Origin of the sequence: Pseudoalteromonas sp. H71 (assembly GCF_001468485.1) — a bacterium.
In the GTDB taxonomy this organism is placed as follows: Bacteria; Pseudomonadota; Gammaproteobacteria; order Enterobacterales; family Alteromonadaceae; genus Pseudoalteromonas.
Genome location: NZ_LODI01000032.1, coordinates 1 through 10,970, shown reverse-complemented (window position 1 = coordinate 10,970; position 10,970 = coordinate 1). Strand labels below are relative to the sequence as shown.

At 39.8% G+C, this 10,970-nt stretch carries 11 protein-coding genes; 7 read left to right on the top strand and 4 right to left on the bottom strand.

Going from position 1 to position 10,970, the window contains the following annotated elements:
• Positions 1-292 precede the first annotated feature (292 nt).
• Positions 293-820: a sugar O-acetyltransferase gene (locus tag ATS71_RS13340; RefSeq protein WP_058405266.1), complete on the bottom strand. Its 528-nt coding sequence runs from the start codon at positions 818-820 to the stop codon at positions 293-295.
• Between the two features lie 154 nt (positions 821-974).
• Here ATS71_RS13340 and ATS71_RS13335 point away from each other — a divergent pair, with 154 nt between their 5' ends.
• The 7 genes from ATS71_RS13335 to ATS71_RS13305 all read left to right on the top strand — a co-directional run bounded on the left by ATS71_RS13335 (position 975) and on the right by ATS71_RS13305 (position 9,306).
• Positions 975-1,739, top strand: coding sequence for a DeoR/GlpR family DNA-binding transcription regulator (locus ATS71_RS13335; protein WP_058405265.1), 765 nt, complete (start codon positions 975-977; stop codon positions 1,737-1,739).
• A gap of 46 nt (positions 1,740-1,785) precedes the next feature.
• Entirely contained in the window at positions 1,786-3,606 is a 1,821-nt protein-coding gene (glmS, locus tag ATS71_RS13330; protein WP_058405264.1) for a glutamine--fructose-6-phosphate transaminase (isomerizing), read from the top strand.
• A gap of 110 nt (positions 3,607-3,716) precedes the next feature.
• Entirely contained in the window at positions 3,717-4,910 is a 1,194-nt protein-coding gene (locus ATS71_RS13325; protein WP_058405263.1) for an alpha/beta hydrolase-fold protein, read from the top strand.
• Between the two features lie 159 nt (positions 4,911-5,069).
• Positions 5,070-6,377, top strand: coding sequence for a DEAD/DEAH box helicase (locus tag ATS71_RS13320; RefSeq protein ID WP_058405262.1), 1,308 nt, complete (start codon positions 5,070-5,072; stop codon positions 6,375-6,377).
• A gap of 344 nt (positions 6,378-6,721) precedes the next feature.
• Positions 6,722-7,570, top strand: coding sequence for a hypothetical protein (locus tag ATS71_RS13315; protein ID WP_058405268.1), 849 nt, complete (start codon positions 6,722-6,724; stop codon positions 7,568-7,570).
• Between the two features lie 7 nt (positions 7,571-7,577).
• Positions 7,578-8,474, top strand: a complete 897-nt coding sequence (locus ATS71_RS13310) for an acyl-CoA desaturase (protein ID WP_058405261.1) — start codon at positions 7,578-7,580, stop codon at positions 8,472-8,474.
• 1 nt (position 8,475) lies between these two features.
• Positions 8,476-9,306, top strand: coding sequence for an alpha/beta hydrolase (locus ATS71_RS13305; protein WP_058405260.1), 831 nt, complete (start codon positions 8,476-8,478; stop codon positions 9,304-9,306).
• A 17-nt stretch (positions 9,307-9,323) separates the two neighbouring features.
• On the opposite strand, the gene ATS71_RS13300 is transcribed toward ATS71_RS13305, so the two are convergent.
• The 3 genes from ATS71_RS13300 to ATS71_RS13290 all read right to left on the bottom strand — a co-directional run.
• Positions 9,324-10,226, bottom strand: a complete 903-nt coding sequence (locus tag ATS71_RS13300) for a homocysteine S-methyltransferase family protein (protein ID WP_058405259.1) — start codon at positions 10,224-10,226, stop codon at positions 9,324-9,326.
• Between the two features lie 166 nt (positions 10,227-10,392).
• Positions 10,393-10,638, bottom strand: a complete 246-nt coding sequence (locus tag ATS71_RS13295) for a DUF3297 family protein (protein WP_006792550.1) — start codon at positions 10,636-10,638, stop codon at positions 10,393-10,395.
• 186 nt (positions 10,639-10,824) lie between these two features.
• A partial coding sequence (locus tag ATS71_RS13290) for a cold-shock protein (protein WP_235591486.1) occupies positions 10,825-10,970 on the bottom strand: 146 nt, incomplete at both ends.

Sequence of the window (10,970 nt, the reverse complement as noted above, 5' to 3'; positions counted from 1 at the left end):
TTAGATAAAGCGATCCTAGCGAAGCGCCATCGGGTTAATGAAATGGCGAAATTACAGAATCCAAGTCGTTGGTCAGGAAAGTCTAGAGATTGGACGATGATCAAGGAAGTAAATTTGAATCCAGAGAAAAAAGAAGAAGTGCGGGCGGCATAAAATTTAACTTGATGCGACAACTAACTTGAAAAACACCGTAAGCGAAGCGCCTCTTTGTGAATAGTGTTTTGGCTATCCAATGCATTGGCCATGATAGTGCAGCATTTCAATGTGACTCCTGACCCTAAAAACACATTGATTATAATGCTCTTATTTGTCGAGCTGGATTACCAGCAAAAACTGTATTCGCCTTTACACTTTTGGTAACGACCGAGCCAGTACCTATTACACTGTTATCCCCAATAGATACTCCTGCTAAAATAATAGCGCCTGCGCCAATCCACACGTTATTACCTATTGTGATAGGTGATGCAAAGTTTTCTTTATTGAGTCGCTGTGTAGGGTTAACAGCATGAAATACCGCTAACAACTGCACGTTAGGACCAATTAAGCAGTCATCACCAATTGTAATTGAAGCTTCATTAATTGGGGCGTCTAAAACAGTACAGTTAATGTTTATAAAAGTACGATCACCAATAGTTATTTGATTACCATAATCGCAATGAAAACCTGATTCTATAATTACCCCTTCACCGCATTGAGCGAATCGCTCTTTAATACGTTTTAAATTGCCTTTACTCGGGCTTTTATTAAAGAGTCGGCATATTTCGCCTGTTTGTTTACGTAGGGCTAAAAGCTCTTTGTTTAAGCTATTAAATGGCTGCATTAGGGTTTCTTTGTTTAGTTAAAAGGTGCTAAAGCTATTTTACCTTTATTATTACTCGTTGAAAGCTGCTTTATTTTTGCTCGTTCACTTGCCATTTAACTAGTTTCGTTTAGAATTACATATCTTTCGAAACGAAACTTAATTTACGAGCTTTATGACTAAACGAAACACACAGCAACGCCGTCATTTAATACTTACTCAGGTAAATGAGCTAGGTGAAGTGGCTGTTGAAAAGCTCGCTGAGCAGTTTCAAACATCTGAAGTAACCATTCGTAAAGATTTAACCGCGCTTGAAAAAAGCGGCTTGTTACTGCGCCGTTATGGTGGAGCTATTGCACTGCCTAAAGAAATTGTAAGTGACGAGATAGACTCAAAGCGCAAAGTAGCTATAGCTAAGGCTGCAGCTGCACTTATAAAAGATCATAACCGCATTATTATTGATAGCGGGCGCACTACGGCCGCAATGATCCCAGAACTTGCAAATAAACGCGGGTTAGTTGTAATGACCAATGCGATTAAAGTGGCGAGCCGTTTACTTTCACTTGAAAACGAGCCAACACTTTTAATGACCGGTGGTACATGGGATCCACATTCTGAGTCGTTTCAGGGGCAAGTTGCCGAAAACGTATTATGCTCTTATGACTTCGATCAATTATTTATTGGTGCAGATGGCATAGATGTAAAGCGCGGCACGACTACCTTTAATGAACTAGTCGGCTTAAGCCAAGTAATGGCTAAAGCAGCCCGTGAAGTAATAGTAATGGTTGAATCAGATAAGATTGGCCGAAAAATACCAAATTTAGAATTACCGTGGAAAATAGTAACCACTTTAATAACCGATACTGGCTTAGCAGATGATAAACGCAAAGCGATTGAGGCGTGTGGTGTAAAACTAATTTGTGCAGAGATTATTGATTAGTAACTACAAAGCGAGTTACTAGAATTAAAAAATTAATGGAGACACTATGTGTGGAATAGTTGGGGCAGTTGCAGAACGTCCAGTAAACAAAATTTTAGTTGAAGGCCTTAAACGTCTTGAATACCGTGGCTATGACTCTGCCGGTGTAGCACTTTTAGAAGGCTCTACACTAAATACTGTAAAAGCTGTAGGTAAAGTAGTAAACGTAGAAGCTGCACTTGAGAAAGCAGGCGTCAGCGGTCATACAGGTATTGCACACACTCGCTGGGCAACACACGGCAGTGTTACTGAAGAGAACGCTCACCCGCATGTATCAAACAATCAGCTAGCACTTGTGCATAACGGTATTATTGAAAACCACGCAAGCCTACGCGCATCGCTTAAAGAAGAGGGCTACGAGTTCTTGTCTGAAACCGATACCGAAGTAATGGTGCACTTAATTCATAAGCTTCGTAAGCAACACACTACGTTACTAGCATCAGTACAAGCTGCGGTTAAGCAATTTGAAGGTGCGTTTGGTACAGTTGTATTTGATAAAGCAAACGACAACGAAATCATCGTAGCGCGCTCAGGTAGCCCACTGGTTATAGGTTTAGGCCTTGGCGAAAACTTTATTGCCTCTGATCAGCTAGCACTATTACCTGTTACACGTAGCTTTATATTTTTAGAAGAAGGTGACGTAGCCCGCATTACCCGCGATACTGTTGAAATTTTTGACGAAAACGGCGACGCTGTAGAGCGTGAAGTGATTGAATCAAACATCACGCAAGACGCATCAGGCAAAGGCGACTACCGCCACTACATGCTAAAAGAAATTTACGAGCAACCACTTGCGGTACGTAATACCCTTGAAGGGCGTTTAAACGATGACCGCGTAGCAATTGACGCCTTTGGCGACAGCGCTCAGCAAATATTTAAAGATGTAAAACATGTGCAAATTATTGCCTGTGGTACGTCATACCACTCAGGTATGGTTGCCCGTTACTGGCTTGAGCAATTTGCAGGCGTTAGCTGTAATGTTGAGATTGCCTCTGAGTTCCGTTACCGCCAATCGTATGTACACGAAAACAGCCTACTTGTGACTATTTCACAATCGGGTGAAACAGCCGATACGCTAGCGGCATTACGCTTAGCTAAAGAGCAAGGTTACATGGCCTCAATGACCATTTGTAACGTACCGGGTTCATCGCTTGTGCGCGAATCTGACCTTGCCTTTATGACTAAAGCAGGCGCTGAAATTGGTGTAGCTTCTACTAAAGCATTTACAACACAATTAGTTGGTTTGTTAATGCTTACTGCGTCTATAGCGCAAGAAAAACAGCTTGATCAAAGCACCATTGTAAATGCTATAAAAGTACTTCCCGCCAAGCTTGAAGAAACATTACTACTAGCTGATGGTATTGCAGACCTTGCAGAAGAATTTGCCGATAAACACCACTCACTGTTTTTAGGCCGTGGTTCGCAATACCCAATTGCAATGGAAGGTGCGCTTAAGCTTAAAGAGATTTCGTACATTCACGCAGAAGCTTATGCAGCGGGCGAGCTAAAACATGGCCCACTTGCACTTATTGATGCTGATATGCCAATTATTGTTGTAGCGCCAAACAATGAGCTATTAGAAAAGCTTAAATCAAACGTAGAAGAAGTACGCGCACGTGGCGGCATTATTTACGTATTCGCAGATAAAGATTCACACTTTGAGTCAGACGACACAATGCGTGTAATCAACGTAAACCACACTGACGACATTATTGCGCCAATTGTTTACACATTGCCATTACAGCTGTTGTCGTACTACGTAGCGGTAATTAAGGGTACCGACGTTGACCAACCACGTAACTTAGCTAAATCGGTTACTGTTGAGTAAAATCAAAAGGTTATAGATTTTTATTAATGTTAAAAAAGCGCTTAAGGCGCTTTTTTTGTGCCTAAAAGTCTGTTAGCTTTAATAACTTATTATTTTCTAAGGGATTAGTCATGCGTTTATTAACCGCTGTTTTTATATGTAGTTTATTTATATTTTATTCTAGTGGCACACTTGCAGAGCCTGATTTAAAACAGCAAACCATTAGTTATACGCAACAAACACATACTATTAAATCAGCCGTTTTAAACGAAGAGCGCACAGTTGTAGTCCAGCTTCCAAAGAGTTATCAAGCTAATCCAAACAAAGTTTATCCGGTCATTTATCGCTTAGATGGCGCGGGTAATATACCGCTTGCCAGCGCTGTTATTGAGCGTTTACAAAATGATAATCGTGCGCCAGAGGTTATTATTGTCGCTATTGAAAACACCAATCGCTTAAGAGATTTATACCCCACAATTAATAAAGAGCCACAAGGCCCGGTAGGTGAAGGCGGTGGCGCAGCAACGTTTTTAGCATTTATAGAGCAAGAGCTTATACCCTTGATTAATAAAAGTTATCGTACGCACAATTATAAAGTGATTGCTGGCGCATCTGCTGGAGGTGTATTTGCGCTATATGCGTTGCAGGCAAAGCCCGAACTATTTCAAGCGCATATTGCTTACAGCCCTGCCGTTTGGTGGAACTATGGCGCATCTGTAAAGACGACTAAGTCGTTCATCAATAAATCAAAAAACCTGAATAACTACGTTTATATCAATATAGGCGAAGAAGCCGGCATAATGCGTCAAAGGTACGATGAATTACAGCAATCACTGCAATCACATGAAGTGCGAGGGTTGCGCTTCTATAGTGATGCGTTTGATGGCATCTCGCACGGTTTAACCTCTGCTGCAGGTATATTTAATGCTTATTACAACTTATTTTTACCTAAACAAATGTCTATAAGTGCTTTAACTGACGATGTAGCCTCTGTCGATGCTTACTATCAAACATTATCTCAACAATGGGGCGAGCAGATTGCGCCACCGGATCGCGCTGTTAGATCACTCGGTTATAACTTAACGGGTAGCAAGCAGTTTACCCATGCTATCGAAGTGTTTAAATACAATATAAAAAACCACCCAAAATCAGTCGATGCGCTTTCGGCATTGTCCTACGGTTATGAAATGCAAGGGGATACTCGCCAAGCGCTTGAGCAGGTGGAGTCTGCTTTAGCAATTGCAGACGACTCATATCCTTATATAAATTACTTAAAAGAAACAAAAGCTAGACTACAAATAGCTTTAGGCAAAGACGAAACATAACCACTTTTTAATCCAACTCGATTGTTATATATTTAAAGAGAAAAGGGAGTAACAGCTTTTCTCTTTTTCTAAAACCACATTAAAATCACTAACCCCTACTTAACGGGCAATAAATACGCTAAAATTGCAGGCTATTTTAGTAATGAGCCCGCATATTTTATGACCTCTGCCGCAAATCCTAGCAATTTCAACGAACTTGGCCTGATTCCAGAGCTAATTGCTCGATTGTCTGATCTTGAATACACACAACCTACACCTATTCAGGCACAAGCAATTCCGAGTATTTTGGCGGGAAGTGACTTAATTGCGGGGGCAAATACTGGCTCAGGTAAAACAGCAACGTTTGCTTTGCCTATGCTACAAACCCTATTTTTAGAGCAAGGCGCTAAAAAAGCAGCGAGCAAAGGTAACTTTGTAACTGGGCTTATTTTGGTACCGACGCGTGAGCTTGCAACGCAGGTGGCCGATAGCGTTAAATCGTATTCTGCTAACTTTAATGGCGCAATTAAAACGGTCGCGGTGTTTGGTGGGGTGTCGGTTAATACACAAATGCAGGCTCTGCGCGGCGGTGCCGATATTATTGTTGCAACGCCAGGGCGTTTGCTCGATTTAATCTCAAGCAATGCTATTAAGCTCGATAAAGTAACAACCTTAGTACTTGATGAAGCCGACCGCATGTTAAGCCTTGGCTTTACCGAAGAGCTTGCTGAGTTATTAGCGTTAATGCCTACTAAAAAACAAACTATGTTGTTTTCAGCAACCTTCCCAGAGCAAGTCACTCAATTAACGCAAGAACTGTTAACTAACCCAGTTGAAATACAAGTTCAAAACAAAGACGAAAGCACCTTAGTTCAGCGCGTATTTACGGTTAATAAAGGTGAGAAAACCACGGTTTTAGCGCATTTAATTAAGCAGCATCAATGGCGCCAAGCACTTATTTTTGTAAACGCTAAAAAAGACTGTGAGCACTTAGCAGGTAAGCTTGAAAAACGTGGCGTTAACGCACAAGTATTCCATGGTGATAAAGGCCAAAGTGAACGTACCCGAGTAATCGAAAAGTTTAAAGATGGCGAAATAGAGGTGTTAATTGCCACCGACATTGCCGCCCGTGGTTTAGATATTGCCAAATTGCCTGTTGTGATTAACTTTAACTTACCGCGTAGCCCTGCTGATTACATGCACCGTATTGGCCGAAGCGGCCGTGCTGGTGAAGTGGGTTTAGCATTATCGTTAATTGATTATGAAGACTTTCATCACTTTAAAATAATCGAAAAGAAAAACAAACTGCGCTTAGAGCGTGAAGAAGTAACCGGTTTTGCGGTTAACCAAGCGAACCTTGATGCGGCCCTTGCACTTAAAAACGAAAAGCCAATGGCAAAGCCTGAAGGCACAGGTAAGAAAAAGAAGAAAAACAAAGTTAACCCAGAAGATGATGCATGGAGTGGTTGGCGAAATCGTTCTAAGTAAGGTTTTATAGTAATTGCTTATAATTATCAGCATATTATATTTTTAAAAAGGCGCATTTGCGTCTTTTTTATTGTCTTTAATTTCTTGCTTTAACTATGTATTTAGGTTTTTATAGGTTGCAAGTCACATTAAGTAGAGGCTTTTTGGAAATATAAAAATGGCATATGGATCATGTTTGTTTGGTATAAAGCCAATTATTACGTATTCATAGCAAATTAAAATATGCAGGGTATGTAATGGTAAAAACACAGAAAAATAAAGCTCCTAGTCATATAAGTAAACGGCGCAGAAATATTTTAATCCTACTATTGATAGGTGTTTGTTCGCTGCTCATTCGCGCACTAATGTCTTATAACTTTGACCGAACCGCTTTGCTCTATGTTGGCGTCCCTTTTTTTGTATCTGTTGCTTTGCTGTACATAGTTAAAAAGCCTGAAAAACCAAGCTTAAATCGGTATTACGGACATTTAGTATTGTGGTCGTTAATTGTTATGTTTGGCACGTCGATTGTTTTATTTGAAGGCTTTGTATGTGTGATCATGTTTATGCCCATTTACTTTGGCGTATTATTTCTTATGTACTTATTTCAGCTTCTATCCTGCTATTTAAAGAGTAGAAACAAAGGGTCATATTACGCTCATATCTTACCTGTCGTTATTTTTTTAAGTGCATTTGAAGGTGTAGTGCCAAGTACTAGCTTTGAAAGAGAATATTCAATAACTAAAAATATAGTTATCAGCGCTACCCCAGAAGAAATAAAAAATAAGCTTATTGAGCCAATGCATTTAAATATAGAGCGTAATTGGCTGTTAAGTTTGTTCCCTATGCCCAACAATATAGATGCAGGTACATTATCGGCGGGAGATGTACATAATATTGATTTTACTTATCATCGTTGGTTTGTAACAAATACCCACAAAGGGCATATGAAACTTGAGTTAACTCAAGTTGAAGATGACTATATTCGTACCACCTTTTTAGAAGATACAAGCTACATAAGTAATTATCTAAAGCTAAAAGGGACCGAAATCCGGTTTATAAAAGTAGATAATGAAAATACAAAAGTGATGCTGACTATTTATTATTATCGATTTTTAGATCCTGCTTGGTATTTTGGTCCACTTCAAAAATATGCCATTGGACAAACTGCAGATATGCTTTTAAGTGAATTATTCATTCCTGAAACAGCTTAGGGCCGCAATGTATACTAATGAAAGAGTTATAACTAGTGAGCAAAGTAATGCTAGCGTCGGGGATGTAGTTTTATCTCCAATAAAGGTGTTATGGGTTGGCGGTATGCTATTAACTGCCGTTTTAGGTGGGTGGTATACATTTTCATTCAGTGCGCTGCTGGTATTTATTGCAACGACGAGCATCATTTTGTGTTTGGGACACTCATTGGGTATGCATCGCAGGCTTATACATAAGAGTTATAAATGCCCGCTTTGGCTTGAATACTTTTTTGTACACTTAGGTGTCATTGTGGGTTTAGCTGGGCCAATTGGTATGATTAAAACCCATGATATGCGCGACTGGGCGCAGCGACAACCTGCGTGTCATGATTACTTTGGCCATAAGCAACCTATGTGGAAAGACTTTTGTTGGCAACTTTTTTACGATATTAGATTAAATAATTCACCTACATTTAATATAGAAACTAAGGTAATAGAAAGTCGAGTGTATAGTTGGATGGATAAAACATGGATGTTACAACAGCTCCCTTTAGCGTTTTTACTATTGTTGTTAGGAGGTATATCTTGGGTTATTTGGGGTATATGCGTGAGAGTAAGCATCTCAATTATAGGCCATTGGCTGATAGGTTACTTGGCACATAATATTGGTCAAAAGCATTGGCATGTAAACCAAGCGCGTATTCAAGGTTATAACGTCCCTTTTGCTGCGTTGCTAACAATGGGTGAAAGTTATCATAACAACCATCACGCATTTCCTGGTTCAGCCAATTTTGCATTGGAAAAAGGTCAATTAGATGTTGGTTGGCTAGTACTTAAAAAGCTAGAAAAACTAGGCTTGGTTTGGGATTTAATCCAACCCGAAGACCTCCCTGTGCGCAGCGAATTAAAAAGAATTGACTCCTAATATGAAAACTAATTCTCCTTTAAAATGGTTATTATTATTTTGTGTATTAACGTGTTTTAAATTAAGTGCAAATACGCCTTACGAAATTCCTAGAAGTAGCGTTATTCAACTAACCGAACTGTCCAGTAAGCGCGTTTATCCTGTTTACATTCAATTGCCTAAGTCATATAAAAATAAGCTAAATAAAACATACCCCGTTATTTATTTAACCGATGCGCCGTATACCTTCCCTATAGTGGCAGGGGCTACACGGTTTCCTATGAATAGCGGCAAAATGCAGCAGGCGATTATTGTCGCCATTGGTTACGAAAAAGGCTCTATTGGATCAGCTAGTCGAATAAGAGACTACACACCTACCTTTGCAAAAGATTGGAAAAAACAAACAGGTAATGCGCAAGGCCATATTCAGTTTATTAAAAACACTGTGTTTCCTTATATTGAGCAAAACTACCGAGCTAGTCACACTCACAAAACCTACATAGGTAACTCGCTAGGCGGCTTATTAGGTGCCACTATTTTATTTACAGAGCCCGATTTATTTAGCCATTATATTATTGGTAGCCCGTCTGATTGGTTTGATAGCAACGCAATCTTAGCGCTACAAGCAAATAAACCTAAAGTGCCTATAAAAGTTTATATATCGGTGGGAGCAAAGGAAACCCCTGCTTTTGGTGAAGGACAAAATATGGTTGAGGGTACCAAGCAATTGGTACAAAAAATTAATGCACTTAACAGTGACAACATACAATTAAAAAGTGTGGTTATTGAGGGCGCTAGCCATGCAACAGCATTTCCTACTACAGCAATACAAGGGCTTGATTGGTTGCAATAAAATCACAACCAATAACGCTAAGTGTTTTTGAGTTCCTTTTTCCAGCTTACCAGTACTTCAATAAATTCTGGGCCTATACCACAGCAGCCGCCAATAATACTTGCGCCTAGGTTGTGCCATTTTTTTGCAAAGTCTAGGTATTCTGAAGGTGAAATATCGCGATACGCTTGCGAGCCTTGATTGGCTTGATAGTCATGGGCAATAGGTGTAAAGCCGTTTGCAAAGGCGCCCAACGCCACGGTTTTATTAAGTTTCGACACGACCTTATTAGTATCTACCAAGGCTTGTTCTATTGCTTCGGGGATCGAGCAATTAAATAAAATACCAGCAATATTGTATTCAAGTAGTTCTGTTATGGCGTCAGTTACTAATTCACCTGAGCGCAGGGTTGCTTGTTCGCTAACTTCATCATTTAAAGTAAATGCGTAATAGCATGGCTTGTTTGAATTTTTAAGTACACTTGCCATTACATGCGCTTCTTCAATGCTTGAAATAGTTTCGCCAATCCATAAATCTACATGCTCGTTTTGTGCGTCATAAAGTGTATTTAAAATAGTAAAACCACGTTTAGGTTCAAATAGCTCCGGGCGGTAAGAGCCAAATACCGGCGGAAGCGAACCTGCTACCATTACATTTTGCTGTGCACTTTGAGCTGCTTTTTTTGCAATGATTGCAGCTTGATTAGCAAGCGCGGCACCTTGTGAATTATAAAGCGCTTCGCCCAAATGAAACGGTACACATGCGTAACTATTTACAGTAATTACTTCAGCGCCAGCGTCTATAAACCCAGTGTGTGCTTGAGTGACAAAGTGTGGCGCTTCTATAAGTGCTTGTGCACTCCAAAGGGGTTGCGTAAACGGAGCACCAATGCGCTTAAGTTCGCGGCCCATGCCACCATCTAAAATAATTACTTTATTCATAATAAGCTTCCGCTGTTCTATATAATATGGCGTCATTCAAACATGTTTTGCTTAAAAATATAGTGAAACTTCATCAGGTTTAACATGAAAAAAGCTCAATACTTTTTAATAGATACAAAAAAAGCGACTGCCCAAAGGAGTCGCTTACTTTTAAATAAGGTTTAACCTATTTGTAAAACGCTTCTACCTTGCCTTTTACTTTCATAAGTAATGGCTGGCCGCGGCGATCTAACGCTTTAGGTGCTGCTACTTTAATCCAACCTTCGCTAATGCTGTACTCTTCAACGTCAAAACGTTCTTTGCCGTTAAGTGTAATACCAATTTCATGTTCAAAAACTTCTTCTACATAAAATTTGCTGCGTGGATTAATAGAAAGTTGATCAGGTAATTCAGGTTTATTTGTATCAGTCATAATAGGGATCTGTATAGAATATATTGTGCGCTATTGTAGGCAATACAGGAGTTATGCTCAAGCAAGACTGAAATAAATGTTTGAAGGGGCTTTAGTAATACTGATAGAAGGTAACTAAGGGAGTAATAAATGCGTTAAAAAACGCATTTATTTAAAACATGTTAAATGCTAACAATGTTCTCAGCNTGTGGGCCTTTTTGACCTTGAGTAACAGTAAACTGTACACGTTGGCCTTCAGCAAGGGTTTTAAAACCGTCGCCAGAGATTGCGCTAAAATGTGCAAACACATCAGGGCCAGACTCTTGCTCGATAAAACCAAAACCTTTTGCTTC